Source organism: Nonomuraea mesophila, from assembly GCF_004352805.1.
Lineage (GTDB): Bacteria > Actinomycetota > Actinomycetes > Streptosporangiales > Streptosporangiaceae > Nonomuraea > Nonomuraea longispora.
The window spans coordinates 1-18,409 of record NZ_SMLD01000040.1 but is presented as its reverse complement, the minus strand read 5'-3'; the positions used below and the strand labels follow the sequence as shown (position 1 = coordinate 18,409).

General features: G+C 69.8%; 20 protein-coding genes and 1 tRNA gene. 11 read left to right on the top strand and 10 right to left on the bottom strand.

The features are described 5' to 3' along the window. Positions 1-17 precede the first annotated feature (17 nt). The 3 genes from E1295_RS17555 (at position 18) to dnaN (ending at position 3,270) form a co-directional block, all read left to right on the top strand. A complete protein-coding gene (locus E1295_RS17555) occupies positions 18-1,445 on the top strand; it encodes a sensor histidine kinase (protein ID WP_220448767.1) in 1,428 nt (475 codons plus the stop codon). Then, the gene (locus E1295_RS17550; protein WP_132631384.1) at positions 1,445-2,098 is read left to right on the top strand and encodes a response regulator; all 654 of its coding nucleotides are present in this window, start codon (positions 1,445-1,447) and stop codon (positions 2,096-2,098) included. The genes E1295_RS17555 and E1295_RS17550 overlap by 1 nt, the downstream gene beginning before the upstream one ends. A 74-nt stretch (positions 2,099-2,172) precedes the next feature. Further along, the gene (dnaN, locus tag E1295_RS17545) at positions 2,173-3,270 is read left to right on the top strand and encodes a DNA polymerase III subunit beta (RefSeq protein ID WP_132631383.1); all 1,098 of its coding nucleotides are present in this window, start codon (positions 2,173-2,175) and stop codon (positions 3,268-3,270) included. Here dnaN and E1295_RS17540 read toward each other — a convergent pair. The 5 genes from E1295_RS17540 to upp all read right to left on the bottom strand — a co-directional run bounded on the left by E1295_RS17540 (position 3,265) and on the right by upp (position 7,303). Beyond that, on the bottom strand, positions 3,265-3,939 hold the full coding sequence (locus E1295_RS17540) for a FadR/GntR family transcriptional regulator (RefSeq protein WP_132631382.1): 675 nt from the start codon (positions 3,937-3,939) through the stop codon (positions 3,265-3,267). The genes dnaN and E1295_RS17540 overlap by 6 nt on opposite strands. A 101-nt stretch (positions 3,940-4,040) precedes the next feature. Further along, positions 4,041-5,384, bottom strand: a complete 1,344-nt coding sequence (locus tag E1295_RS17535) for a helix-turn-helix domain-containing protein (RefSeq protein WP_132631381.1) — start codon at positions 5,382-5,384, stop codon at positions 4,041-4,043. A gap of 96 nt (positions 5,385-5,480) precedes the next feature. Beyond that, the gene (locus E1295_RS17530; RefSeq protein WP_132631380.1) at positions 5,481-6,014 is read right to left on the bottom strand and encodes a PH domain-containing protein; all 534 of its coding nucleotides are present in this window, start codon (positions 6,012-6,014) and stop codon (positions 5,481-5,483) included. A gap of 251 nt (positions 6,015-6,265) precedes the next feature. Then, positions 6,266-6,490 carry a hypothetical protein gene (locus tag E1295_RS17525; protein WP_132597103.1) on the bottom strand — a complete coding sequence of 75 codons (225 nt, stop codon included), beginning with the start codon at positions 6,488-6,490 and terminating at the stop codon, positions 6,266-6,268. 174 nt (positions 6,491-6,664) lie between these two features. Further along, positions 6,665-7,303, bottom strand: a complete 639-nt coding sequence (upp, locus tag E1295_RS17520) for a uracil phosphoribosyltransferase (protein ID WP_132631379.1) — start codon at positions 7,301-7,303, stop codon at positions 6,665-6,667. Positions 7,304-7,469: 166 nt separating this feature from the next. On the opposite strand from upp, the gene E1295_RS17515 reads away from it, so the two are divergent. The 4 genes from E1295_RS17515 to E1295_RS17500 all read left to right on the top strand — a co-directional run bounded on the left by E1295_RS17515 (position 7,470) and on the right by E1295_RS17500 (position 9,029). Further along, on the top strand, positions 7,470-7,985 hold the full coding sequence (locus E1295_RS17515; RefSeq protein ID WP_425465227.1) for a tRNA adenosine deaminase-associated protein: 516 nt from the start codon (positions 7,470-7,472) through the stop codon (positions 7,983-7,985). Positions 7,986-8,003: 18 nt separating this feature from the next. After that, a complete protein-coding gene (locus E1295_RS17510; protein ID WP_132631378.1) occupies positions 8,004-8,480 on the top strand; it encodes a tRNA adenosine deaminase-associated protein in 477 nt (158 codons plus the stop codon). Beyond that, positions 8,477-8,932 carry a tRNA adenosine(34) deaminase TadA gene (tadA, locus tag E1295_RS17505; protein WP_220448766.1) on the top strand — a complete coding sequence of 152 codons (456 nt, stop codon included), beginning with the start codon at positions 8,477-8,479 and terminating at the stop codon, positions 8,930-8,932. The genes E1295_RS17510 and tadA overlap by 4 nt, the downstream gene beginning before the upstream one ends. Positions 8,933-8,942: 10 nt before the next feature. Beyond that, positions 8,943-9,029 (top strand) — tRNA-Ser (locus E1295_RS17500). A 59-nt stretch (positions 9,030-9,088) separates the two neighbouring features. Here the strand turns inward: E1295_RS17500 and E1295_RS52460 are convergent. After that, entirely contained in the window at positions 9,089-10,462 is a 1,374-nt protein-coding gene (locus tag E1295_RS52460; protein ID WP_425465349.1) for a neutral zinc metallopeptidase, read from the bottom strand. 128 nt (positions 10,463-10,590) lie between these two features. Between E1295_RS52460 and E1295_RS17485 the strand changes: the two genes are divergently transcribed. Beyond that, on the top strand, positions 10,591-11,232 hold the full coding sequence (locus tag E1295_RS17485) for a LysE family translocator (RefSeq protein ID WP_132631377.1): 642 nt from the start codon (positions 10,591-10,593) through the stop codon (positions 11,230-11,232). Between the two features lie 48 nt (positions 11,233-11,280). Continuing rightward, positions 11,281-12,195: a phosphotransferase family protein gene (locus E1295_RS17480; protein WP_132631376.1), complete on the top strand. Its 915-nt coding sequence runs from the start codon at positions 11,281-11,283 to the stop codon at positions 12,193-12,195. Between the two features lie 11 nt (positions 12,196-12,206). Here E1295_RS17480 and E1295_RS17475 read toward each other — a convergent pair whose 3' ends face one another. The 3 genes from E1295_RS17475 to E1295_RS17465 form a co-directional block, all read right to left on the bottom strand. After that, positions 12,207-12,632, bottom strand: coding sequence for a DUF4405 domain-containing protein (locus tag E1295_RS17475; protein WP_166427272.1), 426 nt, complete (start codon positions 12,630-12,632; stop codon positions 12,207-12,209). A 73-nt stretch (positions 12,633-12,705) separates the two neighbouring features. Next, entirely contained in the window at positions 12,706-13,629 is a 924-nt protein-coding gene (locus tag E1295_RS17470; protein WP_132631374.1) for an endonuclease/exonuclease/phosphatase family protein, read from the bottom strand. 37 nt (positions 13,630-13,666) lie between these two features. Then, positions 13,667-14,488: a class I SAM-dependent methyltransferase gene (locus E1295_RS17465; protein ID WP_166427271.1), complete on the bottom strand. Its 822-nt coding sequence runs from the start codon at positions 14,486-14,488 to the stop codon at positions 13,667-13,669. Between the two features lie 98 nt (positions 14,489-14,586). Here E1295_RS17465 and E1295_RS17460 point away from each other — a divergent pair, with 98 nt between their 5' ends. Continuing rightward, positions 14,587-15,984 carry an ABC transporter permease family protein gene (locus tag E1295_RS17460; RefSeq protein WP_166427270.1) on the top strand — a complete coding sequence of 466 codons (1,398 nt, stop codon included), beginning with the start codon at positions 14,587-14,589 and terminating at the stop codon, positions 15,982-15,984. A gap of 12 nt (positions 15,985-15,996) precedes the next feature. Here the strand turns inward: E1295_RS17460 and E1295_RS17455 are convergent, their stop codons facing one another. Continuing rightward, a complete protein-coding gene (locus tag E1295_RS17455) occupies positions 15,997-16,512 on the bottom strand; it encodes a GNAT family N-acetyltransferase (RefSeq protein ID WP_220448765.1) in 516 nt (171 codons plus the stop codon). 261 nt (positions 16,513-16,773) lie between these two features. On the opposite strand from E1295_RS17455, the gene E1295_RS17450 reads away from it, so the two are divergent. Beyond that, positions 16,774-18,409: AfsR/SARP family transcriptional regulator (locus E1295_RS17450; RefSeq protein WP_132631371.1), on the top strand; the 1,636-nt coding region annotated here is incomplete at its 3' end.

The following is an 18,409-nucleotide window of genomic DNA, read 5'->3' as shown; positions in this document are numbered from 1 at the left end:
TGCCGCAGACTAGAGGCATGCTTCGCAGCTTCGGCCGGATTCTGGTGCTCCTCGCTCTCCTCGTCCTCGAGGTGCCCGCGATCCCTCTGACCGGGCTCATGCTGCTGCTGACGTTCGGCCTGGGCATGGTCTTCCTGCTCCCGTGGCAGGTGATGATGGTCCGGCGCCTGGCGGAGCTGAACCGCCGGCTGATGCGCAGATGGACGGACATCGAGATCGAGCCCCCGTACCTGCCGGAACCGCCACCCCCGGTGCCGCAGGCGGACGGCATGTACCGCTCCGACCGCACCCTCTACAAGACCCCGCGGATCCCGGCGTGGAACAACCGGTGGAAGTGGCTGCTCACCGATCCGGGCTCGTGGCGTGACCTGCTCTGGCTGGTGCTCGACGTGGTGGTGAAGCCGCTGCTGGTGCCGCTGTTCGTCGTGCTTCCCGCACGCGGGCTGCGCCTGTACGCGCAGTGGAGCGAGCTGCTGCTCGGCGCGACCGCCGCCAGCCGCCTGGCGGGCCAGGTCAGCCACCTCAAGCGCACCCGTAACCTGGCCAACGACTCCAAGGCGGCCGAGATGCGCAGGATCGAGCGCGACCTGCACGACGGCACGCAGGCCAGGCTGGTGGCCATCGGCATGACGCTGGGCGCCGTCGAGCAGCTCGTCGACCAGGACCCCAAGGCGGCCAAGGCGCTGCTGGCCAAGGCCAGGGACGCCTCCTCCGAGACGCTGACGGAGCTGCGCCGGGTCATCCGGGGCATCCATCCGCCGGTGCTGGCCGAGCGCGGGCTGGCCGACGCCGTCCGCGCGCTCGCCATGGACAGCCCGATGGACGTCACCGTCGACGTCGACCTGCCGCACCGGCCCGACCCGCCGGTGGAGGCCGCGGTCTACTTCGCGGTCAGCGAGCTGCTCTCCAATGCGGCGCGGCACGGCGACGCCCGCAGGGCGACGGTCGACATCAGCGCCAACGGCGCTCACCTGCGCGTCTCGGTCACCGACGACGGCATGGGCGGGGCCGACCCGTCGAAGGGCACCGGCCTGTCGGGCATCGAACGGCGCCTGGCCGCCTTCGACGGCGTGCTCGCCCTCAACAGCCCGCCGGGCGGGCCCACCACCGTGACGATGGAGATGCCCCGGGTGCTGCCCGAGCACTGGGCGGGCGACCTGAACAAGCTGCCGCGCTGGAAGACGGTGGCGGTCGTCATGTTGTGGGCGACGGCCTGGTGCCCGACGATGCCGCAGGGGGTCGTGGCGGGCGTCATGAAAGTCCTGGAGGTCGAGCAGAAGTCCTGGTTCCTCGCGCTCTACCTGCCCGAGATCTGGCAGTGGCCCACCATCGTGGGCATGATCACGTTGGGCCTCATCATGCACGTCCTGGCCATCCGGATCCCGGCCGCCCACAACCGCGAGCGCTTGCTCACCGGCAAGCCGGCGGCCAAGGTGTTGTGCTGATGACAAACCGTGTTCTCGTCGCCGAAGACCTCTACCTGCTCAGAGACGGGCTGGTCCACCTGCTCCAAGCCCACGGCTTCATGGTCGTCGCAGCCGTGGAGAGCGGGCCCGAGCTGCTCAAGGGCCTGGTGGAGCTGCGCCCCGACGTCTCCATCGTCGATGTACGCCTGCCGCCCACGTTCACCGACGAGGGCCTGAAGGCCGCCCTCGCGGCCAGGGAGAAGGTGCCCGGCCTGCCGATCCTGGTGCTGTCCCAGCACGTCGAGCAGCTCTACGCCCGCGAACTGCTCGCCGACGGCTCGGGCGGGATCGGCTATCTGCTGAAGGACCGCGTCTTCAACGCCGAGCAGTTCATCGACGCCGTACACCGGGTCGCCGCGGGCGGCACGGCCATGGACCCCGAGGTGATCGCCAAGCTGCTGGCCAGCAACGCCAGGGACGAGCCGCTGGCCGCGCTGACGCCCCGCGAGCGGGAGGTGCTGGAGGCCATGGCGGAGGGCCGGTCCAACGCGGCCATCTCCCAGCGCCTCTATCTCAGCGAGAGCGCCGTGGCCAAGCACACGGCCTCCATCTTCGGCAAGCTCGGCCTCGCGCCGTCCGACGACGACAACCGGCGGGTGCTGGCCGTGCTCGCCTACCTGAACAGCCGCTAGCCTCGCCGCCCGCCCCGAGTTGTCGGTCGCAGCGACTATTTTCATAGGGGCAGGCGACGAAGAGGTGGTAACAGGTGAAGATCCGGGTTAACCGCGATGTTTTGGCAGATGCGGTGGCGTGGGCTGCCCGAGTCCTGCCCAGCCGCCCTGTGGTGCCCGTCCTGTCCGGGCTGTTGCTGGAGGCGGGCGACGAGCTCACCCTGTCCGCGTTCGACTACGACGTCTCCGCGCGGGCCGCGATCGACGCCGACGTGGCCGAGACGGGCAGCGTGCTGATCCCCGGCCGGCTGCTGGCCGAGATCAGCCGGAGCCTGCCCGCCGACGACGTGGAGATCGTCACCGAAGGCGCAGAGGCGGTCCTGACGTGCGGCAGCGCCGAGTTCGGGCTGATCACGATGCCGGTCGAGGACTTCCCGACCATGCCGGCCATGCCGCCGAGCGTCGGAGCGATCGGGGGCGGCGTGTTCGCCGCGGCCGTGGGCCAGGTCGCCCCCGCGGCCAGTCGTGACGACACGCTGCCCATGCTCACCGGCATCAGGGTCGACATCGAGGGCGAGTCGGTGGCGATGGCGGCGACCGACCGCTACCGCATCGCCGCCCGCGACTTCACCTGGCGCCCCGTCACCGCCGACGTCGCCGTCTCCGCCATGGTGCCGGCCAAGGTGCTGGTCGAGGTGGCCAAGTCGCTGCGCGGCGGCGAGGTGTCGGTCGCGATGGGCGACGGGGTCGCCGGGTTCGAGAGCGTCGGCCGCAGCACGACCGTGCGCCTGCTCGACGAGCAGTTCATCGACTACCGCGCGCGGCTGACCAACGACTGGTCGATCAGGGCCGACGTGGCGGTGGCGCCGTTCGTCAACGCCATCAAGCGGGTCGCCCTGGTCGCCGAACGCAACACCGCGATCCGGTTGTCGTTCAGCCAGGGCCAGGTCCTCATCCAGGCCGGCGGGGGCGACATCGGCCGCGGCACCGAGGTGGTCGAGTGCGAGCTGCGCGGCGACGACATCCAGATCGCCTTCCAGTCGCAGTTTCTGCTCGACGGGCTGACCGGCATCGAGAGCGAGCTGGCGCGCATCAACATGGAGTCGCCCACCAGGCCCGCCCTCATCCAGGACGTGCCCGGCGACGCCGAGCCCGTCTTCCGCTACCTCGTCATGTCGCTGCGCCAGTCATGACTCGGTGAGGGCGATGAGGATGTGCTCCATGCAGGCGTGCCCCGCCCGCTCGGCGGCCGAGGCGTCGCCGGCGGCGATGGCCCTGGCGATCGCGTCGTGGGGGATGTAGCTCTTGTTCAGCGACGTGCCCGCGGCCGTGATGCTGGCCCGCAGGGCCGCCGAGAAGTCCTCGTAGAGGTCGATCAGCACCAGGTTGTGGGTCGCGTGCGCGACCGCCATGTGGAAGGCCAGGTCGGCCTCGACGAAATGGTCGGGGTCGTCCAGCTCCCAGGCCCGGTCGCGCTCGGCCAGCGCCGCCTCGATGTGCTGGATGTCCTCGTCGGTCCGCCGGGTGGCGGCCAGGCGCGCCGACTCGACCTCGAGCGCGCGGCGCACCTCGAAGATCTCGAGCTGCTCGGCCTGGCGCAACCGCCGCAACATCGCGCCGGACAACTCGCTCGTGGCCCGGACGTACGTGCCGTCGCCCTGGCGGCATTCGAGCAGCCCGGCGTGCGTGAGCGCGCGTACGGCCTCCCGAACGGTGTTGCGGCCCACACCGAGCTGCTCGGCGAGCACCGTCTCGGTGGGGATCTTGCCGTTCATCGGCCACGTCCCTGAGGTGATCTGCTCCTTGAGCTGGTCGATCACCTGGTCGACGAGCGAAGCCCGCTGCGCCGTACGCAGACTCACAGTCCGCCTCCTCCGGGAAAGCCAATCATCCTATGAGTGAATGACTGGTAGACCCTAATTATTCCAGACTCGAAAAGCCAAATCTGGAGCCCCCGGAGGTTTCAGCGGGAAACACTGGTGTCGACCGTCACCCCCGCCATGGCGGAGCGTACCCCAGCCGACTCGAGAGCCTTGCGGTAGGCCGCCGTCTGCTGGGTCACGGACCCGGTCCTGCCGTAGAGGTCGCCCAGCTCGCGCCAGCAGCGCGCGGCCGGCCGGTCGGAGCCGAACGCCGGCCGGTCGAGCCCGGCCAGCAGCTCCTGCGCGCTGCGCAGGTGGGCCGCGGCGTCGCCGTCGAGCTCAAGGGCGACGGTGGCCAGCACGAGGTGCGCCTCGGCGGGAGTCGTGCCGCGACGGTCGTCGGAGAGCCCGAGGGCCGTCGTGGCGAGCTCTCCTGCCCGCGCCGCGTCGCCGGCCCGCAAGCGCACCCGCGCGTGCACGATGAGGCTCTCGCCGTGCTCGCGGGTGGTGGCGGGGAAGACCTCGAACGCCTCGGAGGCGGCCGTGACGAGCCGCTCGGCCTCGGCGATGTCGGCCGTGGGCAGCCGCGACCAGTGCATGGCGGCCCGGGCGAGCTGCAGCGCCAGACGGGTCTCGCGCCCTGCCATGATCGCGTCATCGGCGAGGCGTACGGCCAGCGCGGAGTCCTCGCCCGCGGCGGCGGCCGAGCTGGCCTCCCACAGCGACCTGATCTCTCCGGAACGGTCCACAACCCGAGGGACGCCGGTCAGATCGAGCACGTCTTTCACGTAGTCGAGCTCGGGGGAGTGGCTCTCGTGCTCGCTGCGCGCCTCCACCAGCGCGGTGGCCAGGTCGATGGCGACCTCACCCTGCGTGATGGACAGCCGCCTGGCCTGCCGCAGCGCGGAGACGGCCAGGTCGTGGGCGCGCAGCCGGTCGCCGGCCCGCTGGTAGCAGCGGCTCAGCGAGATGGCGAGCGGGAGGTCGGCCAGCCGTTCGGGATGGGCCGAGGCCTCCCTGCGCAGGCGCTCGAACGCCTCGACGGCCTGGCCGAGCCGGCCCTGCGCCTCAAGAGCGCGCGCCCTGCCGAAGCGGGCGTGCGCGGTCAGCATGGCGTTCTCCTCGTCGGCCGCCTTCACGATCTCCGTGAAACGATCGGCGGCGGTGGACGGGTCGCCGTGCTGCAACTCCAGCTCGGCGTGGCGCAGTCCCAGCTCGGTGTCGATCCGCTGACGGGGCTCGATCCCGTGCAGCAGGAACTCGGTCGTGCAGCCGAGTCGCTCGGCGAGCAGCCGGGCCACGACAGGAGTCGGCGTGCGCTTGCCCGACTCGATGAGCGAGACATAACTGTCAGACAGGTCGGGCCCGGCCAGCTGGGCCTGGGACATCCGCCTGTTCAGCCGCAGTCCTCGGACGCGGTCACCGATGGTTCCCTGACTCGGCATCTCATCTCTCAAGGCGGGGAAGGGTCAACAACACGCAATGATTGCATGAAGTAGCCGAATCGGGTATCCCCACGTGAAGAATTCCCCGCAGGGAGATTAATCGTCGCCGTCGTCCTTGCCCGGGAAAAGCATCTGGCAGACCTCGAGGTACAAGGTCTCCGGATACGGAATGTACTCGACTGTTGACAGAGCCTGGTCCTGACCGGCCGACTCGAGGATGAACTCACCGTAACCGAGCATGCGCCCAAGCAGAGATCTTTGGAAGCTCATGTCGGTGACCTTGCCCAACGGCATCATCGCGACCTTGCGGGTGATGAGCCCGGTGGTCAGCAACATTCGCGTGGACGTCACCACAAAGTAATCGACCGACCACTCCGCCACTTTCCACACGAAGCGGATCAGCAGCAGGAGCCACAGCCACCAGACGACGACCAGCGCCGTGCCACCCGCTCCGGCGCCGCCGAAGAAGCTGCTGAGCAGTCCGGCGACAATCAGGCCGCCGAAGACCTCGGCGACCGGACGGAGCAGGATGGCAGGGTGCCGCCGCACCATGAGGACCTGTTGTTCGTGGGGGAGAAGGTAGCGGTTGACCGACGACGGAGCGGAGTCCCCGTGGGTCACAAGTCTCATGCGAGGCTGTTCACGAATTGAGCCAGCGAGTCGGCCGCGTTGAACACCGTGTCGAACGCTCCTCTCACCGCGTCCGCGGCGTCAGCTGGTCGCGCGAACAGGTAGTACGCAACAAATGCGATACCACCGTATGTGAGGACTTTTTTGACCTGCACTGTCGCCTCCGTGCCACTTACCCACTCCACCCACCGTCTACATTACCCACCCGGGTGCCGGGGTAAAGGTAACTTGGTGGGTATGTTCTGATCTTGCTAACCACGTTCGCTGGCCACCAGGGCCAACACGTGAAGGTGCTTACGCGCGATGCGCTCCACGAGCCCGGGATGGGCGTAGCCGGTGACCTCCAGCGCGCCGTAGTGCGCGGCTTCGACGCAGCGCGTTACGGTGGTCGAGGAGTGGATGCCGGCGAACTCGTCGCGCAGCAGCGCCTCCACCTCCGCGTACGGAGTCGGATCGGCCTTGGTGTGATCGTTCACGAGAACACCTCGGCACCGGGCATGTCGCTCATCGTGCTCCCCCACGCGCAATGCGGAAGTTGCCTTCCTGTCTCTTCGTACCCACTCAACCACAGTATGTAACGAAGTGACGACTCCCCGTGACGGAAAAAGGACTTTTCGCGCCAGGGCTTCAGATTGCGCCGCTTCGGGGGATCAGACCACGCCGTAGAGCCGGTCGCCCGCGTCGCCGAGCCCCGGCACGATGTAGCCGTTGTCGTTGAGCCGCTCGTCGAGCGCGGCCGTCACCACGCGGATCGGCTTGCCTGAGTTGGCGAACACCTTGTCCATGTAGGCCAGGCCCTCGGGCGCGGCCAGCAGGCAGATGGCCGTGACGTCGACCGCCCCCCGCTCGAACAGGAACTGCACGGCCGCCGCCAGGGTGCCGCCCGTGGCGAGCATGGGGTCGACCACGAAGCACTGCCGCCCGGACAGGTCGTCGGGCAGGCGCGTGGCGTAGGTCTCCGCCTGCAGCGTCGACTCGTTGCGGATCATGCCGAGGAACCCGACCTCGGCCGTGGGCAGCAGCCTCGTCATGCCGTCGAGCATGCCGAGCCCGGCGCGCAGGATGGGCACGACCAGCGGGTGCGGCTTGGCCAGCCGGACGCCGTGGGCGGGGGCGACGGGCGTCTCGACGGTGACGTCGGTGACGCGCACGTCGCGGGTGGCCTCGTACGCGAGCAGTGTCACCAGCTCGTCGGCGAGCCTGCGGAACGTCGGCGAGTCGGTGCGGACATCACGCAGCGCCGTCAGTTTGTGTGCCACGAGCGGATGGTCGACGACGAGGGTTTCCATGGAGGACCACGCTATCTCGTGACGGCGGAGGTCGCAGGTCGTGCTGCGTACGGCCGCTCACCTCATCGGTTTTGATCACAATTTGGTCGGAGAGGCACACGACCGGTGGCCGACTCTGGAACGATTAGGTGTTGGTGATATCTGTCGTGTCAGAGGTCGGGTGGAGATGGCGATGACAGACGAAGACGCTCTCGACTTCGCCATCGTGGTTTATCGCGAGGACGATCGCTGGGACGCGGGGCTGCTGCCGAGCACGCTCACGTCCGATCTCAAGGGGCTGATCCACGCCCTCAGGCAGCAGCCGAGCGAGAGCAGCACGATCGGTCTCGTCGCGGTCGGCGACGAGTTCTTCGTGGCGCTGCGGGTCCTCGGCGAGCGGGTCGACGTGTTCCTTTCCGACATCGCGGCCTCGTGGGACTTCCCGCTGGCCGAGCAGGTGCTCGACTACCTCGACGTGCCCGTCCCCGACGAGGAGGAGCTCGACGAGATCCTCCAGGACGAGGAGACCGTGCTTCCCGCCGGAGATCTGTCGATCTTCGCTGATCTCGGGTTGGACGAGATGGAGCTGGGCATCCTCTCCGGCGACATTGACCTGCTGCCCGAAGACGTGTTGTCCAGCATCGCCGCCCGGCTCGGCTTCTCCGAGCCGTTCGAGCGTGCCATCGAATCGGTCTTCGGCTGACCCCCTGGAGCGCGGAACATGGCGTCCAACACCTTCTCTGCGGCTTTTGTCAGGACCTCCGATGGTTGGAGCGGCGCCGAGGTCGATCTGGACGACGCCGAGATCGTCGACGACTTCGGCGACACCGTGATGGAGACGCTGGGGCTCACGGGCGACGAGCTGGCCCTGCTCTGCGTCGAGGTCGAGGACGAATGGTTCGCCCTCGTCCGCTACCACGGCGACGACGAGCCGCGCGTCTTCCTCTCCGACGTGCACGCGGTCGCCCCCAACAGCCTGGGCGAATTGTTCGCCGAGTTCGCCGGGGTGGTTCCCGAGAAGGAGGGCAACGGCCTCGGCGTGCGCCCCGCCGGCGACTTCGAGCTGCTCAGCGACCTCGGAGTGAGCTCGGAAGAGCTGCTGGAGCTGAGCATGGAAGAGGGCATGCTGCCCGCCGACATCCTGTCGGTGATCGCCGAGCGGCTGTCGTTCTCCGACGAGCTCGACCGGTTGCGGTGACGCACGAGGAAGCCATGCGCCTCGCCCTGGCCGAAGCCGCCGCGGCGGGCGACAGGGGAGAGATCCCCGTGGGGGCCGTCGTGCTCGACCGGCACGGCGAGGTGCTGGCCGCGGCGGGCAACGACCGTGAGTCCTCCGCCGACCCGACCGCCCACGCCGAGGTGCTCGCGCTCCGGCAGGCCGCCGCCCGCCGCGGGCAGTGGCGGCTGACCGGCTGCACGCTCGTGGTGACCCTGGAACCCTGCACGATGTGCGCGGGCGCCGCGGTGCTGGCGCGGGTCGACAGGATCGTGTACGGCGCCGTCGACGAGAAGGGCGGCGCCGTGGGCTCGCTCTGGGACGTCGTACGCGATCGCCGGCTCAACCATCGGCCCGAGGTCGTCATGGGGGTTCTGGCCGCCGAGTGCTCGGCCGTACTAAAGCGGTTCTTCGCTACCCGCAGGATCCGGTAAGCTCGTTCGCGGTGGTGTCGCCTAGTGGCCGAGGGCGCACGCCTCGAAAGCGTGTGATGGGGCAACTCATCCGTGGGTTCAAATCCCACCACCACCGCCGTCCGCCCAAGGGCCTCCGGATTTCCCGGGGGCCCTTTCGCGTGTCGGCCGCGCCCCTCAGTCGGGGATCTCGAGCACCCGGGCGTGCAGGATCGACCGCTGGTGGAGCGCGGCGCGCAGCGCGCGGTGCAGGCCGTCCTCGAGATAGAGCTCGCCCTGCCACTGCACCACGTGCGGGAAGAGGTCACCGTAGAACGTGGAGTCGGCGGCGAGAAGTGAGTGCAGGTCCAGCATGGCCTTCGTGGTGATCAACGAGTCGAGCCGGACCTGCCGTGGCGGGATCTGCGCCCACTCCCGGGGCGTCAGACCGTGTTCTGGATAAGGGCGTCCGTCGCCGACAAGCTTGAAGATCACCCCCCTGATTTTAGGAGAGAATCCGATTCCTTGCGTTATCCGGGTTGCGTCGGCGCAGCTCGGCCCGCGCGTACGGGTTTTCCCAGCCCTGCTGGAAAAGGGTTTCGCGGGATGTCGTGATCGATTTTCCGGTCTCAGATGGCGCCCGAGAAGGTGTCGCACCGCTGGGGTTCGCCGCCGGCATATCCTCTGCCGAACCATTTCGCGCGCTGCCGCGAGGTGCCGTGCGTGAAGGCGTCGGGGTTCACCCGGCCCTGCGAGCGCCGCTGGATGCTGTCGTCGCCGACCGCCGCGGCCGCGTCGAGCGCCTGGTGGATGTCGGCCTTGGAGAACGGTTCGTCGTAGAAGCCGGTTCTGACCGCGTTGTGTGCCCAGACGCCCGCGTAGCAGTCGGCCTGCAGTTCCAGGCGTACGGACGCTGCCCGCGCCCGGCAGGCCCGCGCCGCCGAGGCGTTCCATGGTGCCGAGCAGGTTCTGCACGTGGTGGCCGTACTCGTGGGCGACGACGTACGCCTGGGCGAAAGGTCCGCCTTCGGCGCCGAAGTCCCGCTGGAGGGTGTCGAAGAAGGTCAGGTCGAGGTAGACCTTGTGGTCGGGCGGGCAGTAGAAGGGCCCGACGGCGGAGTCGGCCGCGCCGCAGCCGGTGCTCACCGTCCTGGAGAACAGCACGGTCCTGGCCGGCCGGTACGCCCCCTGCCCCTGCCGCCCGAACTCCGCCCGCCAGTACGACTGGATGCTGTTGACCGTGCCGACGATGCGGCAGTCCTCGGACTGGTCGGCGTCGGCGCCGGTACGGCAGCGTTCGGCCAGGTTGCCGTCCGGTGAAGGGGCCGGAGGGGCGCTCGGCGCCTGCCCTTCGCCCTGACGCCCGCTCTCGTCGCCGCCGAACGGCGAGGGGACGACACCGAACAGCAGCAGCCCCGCCACCGCCAGGGCCAGCGTCAGGCAGCCGCCGCGCCGGCCGCCGACGGGCACCATGCAGCCGCCCGGCCTGCCGCCACCGCCGCGTCGCGGGCGCGGGGCCCGTACGTCCTCGATCTGGGACGGATCGAGAGGTTTGTCGTCGTCGAACTGCATGCCACCTCCTCGCAAAGGTCATCCCCCGTAGTTTCATGAACACGCAGGGTGGTAGAGTGAGGCGATTTCTCCGGAAATGACGGGTACCCGGCAGAAATATGGCAGATATCGCGGGATAACCTGCCGACATGACGGTGGGATTGATTGGTATTGCGCTGGTTTCGCTGGGCATGGTGCTCACACCAGGCCCCAACATGGTCTATTTGATCTCACGGTCGATCACGCAGGGCCGCAGAGCCGGGCTGATCTCCCTCGCGGGGGTCGTGCTCGGCTTCACCGTCTACCTGACGGCGACCTGCCTCGGACTGACGGCCGTCTTCGCGTACGTGCCGGCCGCGTACACCGCGCTCAAGCTGGCCGGCGCCGCCTACCTGCTCTGGCTGGCATGGAACGCGGTCAGGCCCGGCGGCACGTCGGCCTTCCAGCCGCGCGACCTCCCGGTGGAGCGGCCGGCCAGGCTGTTCGGGATGGGGCTGCTGACGTGCCTGCTGAACCCCAAGATCGCCATCCTGTACCTGTCGTTGCTCCCGCAGTTCATCGACCCGTCGACGGGTCACGTACTGCTGCAGAGCCTCGCGCTCGGCTCGGTGCAGATCGTGGTCGCCACCACGGTCAACGGCCTGATCGCGATCTCGGCGGGGGCGCTGGCGGCGTTCCTGGCCGGCCGCCCCGCCTGGCTGCGCGTGCAGCGTTACATCATGGGCAGCCTGCTCGGGGGTTTCGCCGTACTCATGGCCACCGACCGCTCCAAGGCTCTCGCGCCGGCCTGAGACGCCCCCGGGGGCCGGGCGTGCGGCGCTCTGCCAGCATGCTGTCCCATGGAGGAGTACGAGCCGAGCCGGGACACGCTGGCCGCCATCGCCGCCCGGCACGGGCACACCGCCGAGTCGGTGCGCCCGGCGCCGTCCGGTGTCGCCAACCGGGCCTACCTGATCGGCGACGCCCTGGTGCTGCGGATCCCGCGCACGGGGCGGTTCCTCGCCGACCTCGTGAAAGAGGCTGCGGTCATCCCCGCCGCCCGGCGGCTCGGCGTACGGACTCCTGCTGTCGTGACATTTGATGACACCTGCACCGAGGTGGACGTGCCGTACATGGTGCTCGACCGCGTGCGGGGAGCCGATCTGGCCAGGCTCGACCTGCCCGCCCACCAGGCGGAGCAGGTCCACCGGCAGGTGGGCCGCGAGCTGGCCGGGCTGCACCGGCTCACCCCGACGCCGGACGCCGGGCTGTCCGCCGTTCCGCGGGACGAACCTCCGGGGGATCCGCGGGTGCTGGTGGACCGGCTCCTCGCCGACGGCTGGATCGACGCCGAGGCCGCCCGCTGGCTCACCGGACGGTTCGACGCGCTCGGCCCGTACGTGCCGGCCGAGCCGTCCATGGTCCTGGTGCACGGCGACATCGCCCCGCAGAACCTTCTCGCGTCGGGGGCCGCTCTGACCGGCATCGTGGACTGGGGCGACGCGCAGTGGGCCGACCCGGCGGTGGAGTTCGCCAAGATGCCGCTGAGCGCCGCCTCCGCCATGCTCGGCGGGTATTGCGAGGAGAACGGTTCCGGCGGCTGCTGGGAGGCGCGCGTGTTGTGGGTCCACCTCGCCTGGGCGCTCGGGCGCCTGGCCGACCCCGTACCGAGGCCGGGGGAGCGTCACTGGACCGCGCCTCCGGCCGGCCGCCTGCTGGGCCTGCTGCGCTTCTTCACGGCGAACCCGCCGTCGCCCTGGGCCGAGCTGATCTGACCGCAGCCGGGTCAGCGGCCCGGCCGGAAAAGGCGGCCGGTCTCACGAATACGGTGGGCCAGTCTGCGCCGGTTGCCCCAGAGATGCACACCTGCGGTGATCAGAAAGGCCACGGTCGCCGTACTGTGCCACGGTTTGGCGGCCGGTACGCCGCTCCACTGCACCAGTCCGGTGACGACCAGCGCGAGGCCGGCGATCAGCAGGGAGCCGTCCCGCACACCCACGCGCCGCACCGCCTTGTGCAGCCCTCGCCGTGACAGCGCCCGGCGGACCGTACGACTGATCCAGGCGCGCTGGTCGAACAGGTGCAGGGCGACGGCCGAGACGAGCACCAGCCCGACCAGGCTGTGCACGCTCAGGCCGCCCGGCAGGACGTCGATCAGGAACAGGTCGGCGAGCACAAGCACCAGTAGGGCGGGATATATCCAGGACAGCACAGGCTTTGCCTGCTTTGGGCTGTTTCCTGCCATCGTCACACCCTATGGGCCCTGCTGCGCACTCATCGCCGGCTCAGGATTTCGCTGGAAGGTAACCGATCAGCGGCGCATGGTCGGAGTAGCCGCTCGGACGGCCGCTGTCCGACGTGTTCGCGGTGGTGTCCATCAGCGACTGGTCGGCGTCACAGGCGGTGAAGCGCCTGCTCGTGCCGGCTTTCGCGGCGAAGATGTGGTCGCGCTTGCGGTAGACGTGCTTGCCGTTGGTCCAGGCGTGGTGGGTGACCTCGTTGCGCTTCGCGCCGCCGGCGTCGCACTCCTCGTACGTGCCGGACAGCGGCTTCAGCTCCGCCGAGCCGGGGAACAGGTTGAAGTCGCCGCCGAGCACGACGTCCAGGCCACCCGCGGACACCGCCGTCCTGATGTTCTTCACCTGCTGGGGGCGGCGCGGATCCGCCGGGTCGGCGAGCACGTGGGTGGTGCAGATCCGGGTGTCCGCCCAGCTCGCCGTGCGTACGCACAACGTCGGCAACGTCTGCTTGCTCTTTCCCGTGGGGTCGGGCGGCAGCGTCTGCGTGACCTTCGTGTCGGTGATCTGCGACTTGACCGCGATGCCCAGGCCGAGGTTGCCCGACAGCGAGCCACGGCAGTCGACACGGCCGTCGGGGCGCGCGCCGTCGGCCCTGGCGAAGGACCAGTCAGAGCCGAGGGCCGCCTTCAACAACTCGAGATGACTGTCGGAGGCGACGCCGCAGACCTCCTGGAGCAGCACCACGTTGGCCTGGTGCTCGGCCACGAGGCCGGCGATCTGCCGTACTTTCTTGCCGGGTTCATTGCGGTACGGGCAGTAGCCGGCCTCGCCACGATCCCCGCCCGCCTCGCCGCAGATGTTCCACGAGATGACGCGGAGCGGCTCCGGGGCGGCGGCGGCGGGCGTCGTCAGGAGCGGCAGGGCGAGGAGGCCGGCCGCGACCGCCCAGAGAGGTTTGGTCCGTAACATGGGGCGGCAGCGTAGAGCAGAGCGATTCAGGCCCGATTCAGGCAGAGGATGGGCGCTGCCTCCGGTCGCGTCGGCCTGCCGGCTCGGGCCGCCTGGCGACCAGGACCTCGGTCACCAGTGTCTGCTCCCACCGCCCTGCCGGGTTGTCGGTGAGCAGCGCCCGTCGCAGCGCCTCGACGAAGGCGGGCAGGCGTTCGCCGAGCCTCGCGGGCGAACTGTAGGAGTAGGAGAGCTGGAGTCCCACCAGCCCGTCCACGTCCCAGGTCAGCCTTCGGCTGAAGATGCGGGATTCCAGGCTGCTGAAGGGCGAGGCGGCCAGCAGATCGTGGTGATGTTCGCCGGTGGCGTGGAAAGAGGTGGCGGCGGTGCGGATGTCGAGGCCGAACGCATCGCATACCCGCACCTCGACCGGCTGCCACGGTTGCGAGTCGGGCTGCCACGGCTCGCCCTGCCGCTTCACCGGGCCGACGAGCGCGACCGCGCCGCCGGGCGGCAGCACCTCGCCCAGCTCGGTCAGTACGGACCTGCGGTCCATCCAGTGGAACGACCGGCCCATCACCACGTGCTCGAACGGCGGCAAGGCCCGCAGAACCGTCGAATCGCCCGGCAACCAGACGAGATTCGGAACGCCGTCGGCCAGCCGCCTGCCCTCGTCGAGCATCTCCCTCGCCGGGTCCACAGCGAGCACCGACCTGACCCGCCGCGCCAGCGGGATCGCGATCGTCCCTGGACCGCAACCGAGGTCCAGCACCCGGCTGTCCGCGCCGAGCGCTGCGGCCAGGTGGTCGATCGCAGCCCGGCCATAACCGGGACGGTATCTGGCGTAATAGGGCGCGGCGCCGCCGAACAGGTCCTCCACGCACGGCACCATAAACGAGCGTCGCAACCCCGCGGGTGCGCTGAGCACCACGGAGATCGTCGCTTGCCCGGCCCCCACGGGCTGCGTACCCTTCGCAGGTGATCGCGGCCTTAGCGCTCTTCTTCGTCGTCCTCTGCATTCCCGTGGCCCTGGTGTGCGGCTCGGTCGTCCTGGCGTCCGAGGCGGCGCGGCGGGCTCGGCTGAGACCGTGGCTGCTGTTCTGGGGCGCGGTTCTGGCGGCCGTCGGCCTCCTGACGATGGTCTTCGTCGCCTGGACGACGCGCGAAGACCGGCACTACGACGACACCGGAGCATTTCTGCTGCTCCTGGCGGCCGTCGTCGGCGGGTCGCTGCTTCTCACCGGGGCGGGGCCGTCCACTCCGTGGCTGCTGGCCCTGCTGCGGCGGCACACCGTCCGGTTGCCGCCGTCGATCCGGCTGGCCGCACGTGACCTGGCCCGTAACAGTGGCCGGACGGCTCATCCGATCGCGATCACGATGGTGACGACGGCCGTCGCCGTGACCGTCCTCATCGTCGCGGTCGCCGTGACGGCGCAGAGCAGGGCCGGGTACGATCCCGCGGCTCGCTCGGGCGCTCTCCTCGTGAATGTCCTTGCCGAAGACGCGACCGACGTACGGGCGACCATCCAGCGGGAACTTCCCGGGGTGCCCGTCGCCCAGAGAGACCTCCCCTCCCGCCGTGGAGACCTCCGCCTGAGAGCCGAGGGCGTGCGGGACGTCGCGTCATCGGGCTTCATCGGTGACCAGGCGCTCCTGCGCTATCTCACCGGCAATCCGGCCACGCCGTACGACGAGGGCACAGCCGTGGTGGTCACGCCGCATGACGTACAGGTCGACGCGGTGACGCTCACCTACGCCCTTTCCTCCGGCGAACCGTCGGAGAAGACCATTCCCGCGGTCGTGGTCAGCTCCTCCGACCCGTACGTCAACGAGGTCTTCATCCCGACGCAGGTCGTACGGGACCTGGGCCTGCGCCCGGAACCGTACGAACTGATCGTCGACCCGTCCGCCCATCGCACGACGGGGTCCGAGCAGGAGCGCATCGACCGGCGAATGGGCGAGGGAGCGAGCACCTACGTCGAGCGAGGCTTCCGGGGCTCGACCGGCTGGCTGGGCGTGGTGGCGGCGCTGATCGTCGTGGCGCTGGGCAGCGCGCTGGTCGCGGGTGGGCGGGCGGCCGCAAGGGGCCGGTCGAGACGGGTGCTGCTGCGCGCAGGCAACGGCTCGGCCCTGACCCTGCGGAGGTTCGCGGCGAGCCGCGCGGGACTGAGCATGGTGTGCGGTACGGCGCCGGGGGCGGTCGCGGGATGTGTCATCGGGTCGCTTCTGGCGTGGCCGACGACGACTTCGCACGAGTGGGAGGTGATGCCGCGGGTGTCGTTCGATACCCCATGGTGGGCGATCGCCACTCTGGTCGCCGCGCTGCCCGTGCTCGCCGGGATCATCGCGGCCCTGCCCAGGCCCCCGCGCGGGTGACCCTCCCGCGGTTCAGCGGGCGGGCACGGCCCGCTCCAACTCGACCAGGGACAGCGGGGGACCCTCGCCGAAGTCGTGGTCGTGGGTCCTGCCGGTCTCGGCGAAGCCGTTCTTGGCGTAGAAGCGGCGCGCCTGGGCGGAGTCGCGGAGCGTCCACAGATGCACGTCGGCGTACCCGGCCTCCCGCACCCGCTCCAGGACGGCCTCCAGCAGGGCCGTCGCGATGCCGCTGCCCCAGACGCCGGGATGGGCGAAGAAGGTATGGATCTCGGCGGAGCCGGGACGGGAAGTGGAGTCCTCGTACCGCGCGAAGGCCCCCGGCCGTTCGTTCAGGTGGGCCAGCAGGATCGTGTCCGTGCCCTCGGCCAGAATGCCGTGCCACTTGGAACGACGCTCCTTCACCCCGGCCGCGGCGACCTTCGGCGTGCACAGCGGCCCGTGCGAGACACCCCAGGACAAGGCGTGGATCTCCCCGAGAACATCGCCGTCGCCGGGTTCCGCGGGGCGGACCGTGATCACATCAACCATGACGCCGACCCTACAGAGCGACGCCGGGGCACTTGGCCCTGGGACCCGCAGTCAAACTGGCGGCACGGGCTGCTCTCTTCTGATCAACCAGTAGTCTGCCCAGGCACTTGCAAGGCATCTGCAACTTTGCACGTCTATGCATGCATCTGTGAAGCAAGGCGTCAGAAGCCGCGTGACGGCCGTGTTCCATACGTCATCGCCACGAAGGAGCCCTGCCACCGGGCTTGTGCCGACTCCGTCAAACCAGGGGAGCATCTGCTGATGGCGCTGGAGATCAAGCTGCTCGGCCCATTGCGGGTCCTGGCCGCCGGCGAACCCGTACGGCTCGTCGGGCATCGACGAATCGGTGTGCTGGCCAGACTCGCCCTGAGCGCGGAGCAGGCCGTAACCGCCGAGCGGATCCTCACCGACATCTGGGGAGACGACTCCGCGGAGACCGCGGCCAAACAACTTCACATCGTGATCTCCAAACTCCGTGAGACCCTCGGACCCCACGCCACGGGAAAGATCATCCAGACCGTGCCCGGCGGCTACCGGATCGATGTGGAACCGGGCAACGTCGACGCCCACCTGTTTCTGCGACTGGCCGAACGCGCCCGTACCAGTCAGGAGCAGGGGGCCGGGGCCACCGCGGACGCCCTGTTCCGAGCGGCCCTGCAACTGTGGCGAGGAGAACCCCTGGCCGAACTGACCACCCCCTGGGCACGCATCGAAGCCGCCCGCCTGGAAGAAGAACACCTTTCCGTCCTGGAAGCCCACGCCGACCTCCGCCTCGCCGCCGGGGACCACCACGCGGTGGCCGCCGACCTGGCCGGACACGTGCGTGACCATCCACTACGCGAACGCCCCGCCGCGCAACTCATGCTCGCTCTGCGCCGCGCCGGCCGCACCTCCGAAGCGCTCGCCGTCTACCAGGACATCCGCCGGGTCATGGTCTCGGAACTCGGCATCGAGCCCGGCACCGATCTGCGCCGCCTGCACCAGGCCATCCTGGCCGATGACCCGGCCCTCGACCTGACCACACCGGCGCAAGAGGTCACGGTCAGCCGGCCGAACGTGTTGTTCGAACTGCCCGCCGGCACCCGCGCCTTCACCGCCCGTGCCGCCGAGATCCACTTCCTGCGCACGGCACTCGGCCCTGCCGACGGATCCAGGATCACGGTGATCGACGGGCCCGGCGGCATCGGCAAATCCGCCCTGACCGTCCACGTCGCGCACGCGATGGCCGCCCGGTTCACCGATGGCGTCATCTACCTCAACCTGCACGGAGCCACCCCCGGCGTCGACCCGCTGACCCCGGCCCAAGCCCTGCGCCACCTGCTGGGCTCTCTCGGCCTGGACGGCGCCGCTGTTCCCACCGACGAGGGGGAGGCCGCCGCCCGCTACCGCTCCCTGACCGCGACGAGCGGCCTGCTCGTCATCCTGGACAACGCCCGAGACGTACGCCAGATCCGCCCGCTCATCCCCGCCGGCCTCGGCTGCCGGGTCCTGATCACGAGCCGGGATCCGCTGGCCGTCCTGGACGACGCCCGCCACCTCCACCTGGGCACCCTGAATGCCGCCGACGCCACCGTGCTCCTGTCGCGACTGGCCGGAGCCGAGCGGGTACGCGCCGAACCGCAGGCGGCCGAGCGGATCGTCCACTTGTGCGGAGGCGTCCCCCTCGCCCTGCGGATCGCCGGCGCTCGCTTGGTCGCTCGCCCCGAATGGACCCTGGCCGACCTGGAAGTACAGTTGGCCGACGCCACCCGCCGCTTGGACGCGCTGGAGTACGCCGATCTGGCCGTCCGCGCCAGCGTCGCGGTCGGCCACGACCATCTCCACGAAGAACCCGCCGGGCGTGACGCCGCCCACCTGCTGCCCCTGCTGGGCCTGCTCGACCTACCCACCCACACCC

Bases quoted from the DNA above. Each gene is read 5' to 3' on its own strand.
- upp (WP_132631379.1), bottom strand. From the start codon at position 7,303: ATGGAAACCCTCGTCGTCGACCATCCGCTCGTGGCACACAAACTGACG.
- E1295_RS17480 (WP_132631376.1), top strand. From the start codon at position 11,281: ATGGAGGAGTACGAGCCGAGCCGGGACACGCTGGCCGCCATCGCCGCC.
- E1295_RS17510 (WP_132631378.1), top strand. From the start codon at position 8,004: ATGGCGTCCAACACCTTCTCTGCGGCTTTTGTCAGGACCTCCGATGGT.
- E1295_RS17530 (WP_132631380.1), bottom strand. From the start codon at position 6,014: ATGAGACTTGTGACCCACGGGGACTCCGCTCCGTCGTCGGTCAACCGC.
- E1295_RS17485 (WP_132631377.1), top strand. From the start codon at position 10,591: ATGACGGTGGGATTGATTGGTATTGCGCTGGTTTCGCTGGGCATGGTG.
- E1295_RS17535 (WP_132631381.1), bottom strand. From the start codon at position 5,384: ATGCCGAGTCAGGGAACCATCGGTGACCGCGTCCGAGGACTGCGGCTG.
- E1295_RS17550 (WP_132631384.1), top strand. From the start codon at position 1,445: ATGACAAACCGTGTTCTCGTCGCCGAAGACCTCTACCTGCTCAGAGAC.
- E1295_RS17555 (WP_220448767.1), top strand. From the start codon at position 18: ATGCTTCGCAGCTTCGGCCGGATTCTGGTGCTCCTCGCTCTCCTCGTC.
- E1295_RS17470 (WP_132631374.1), bottom strand. From the start codon at position 13,629: ATGTTACGGACCAAACCTCTCTGGGCGGTCGCGGCCGGCCTCCTCGCC.
- E1295_RS17515 (WP_425465227.1), top strand. From the start codon at position 7,470: ATGGCGATGACAGACGAAGACGCTCTCGACTTCGCCATCGTGGTTTAT.
- E1295_RS17455 (WP_220448765.1), bottom strand. From the start codon at position 16,512: ATGGTTGATGTGATCACGGTCCGCCCCGCGGAACCCGGCGACGGCGAT.
- E1295_RS52460 (WP_425465349.1), bottom strand. From the start codon at position 10,462: ATGCAGTTCGACGACGACAAACCTCTCGATCCGTCCCAGATCGAGGAC.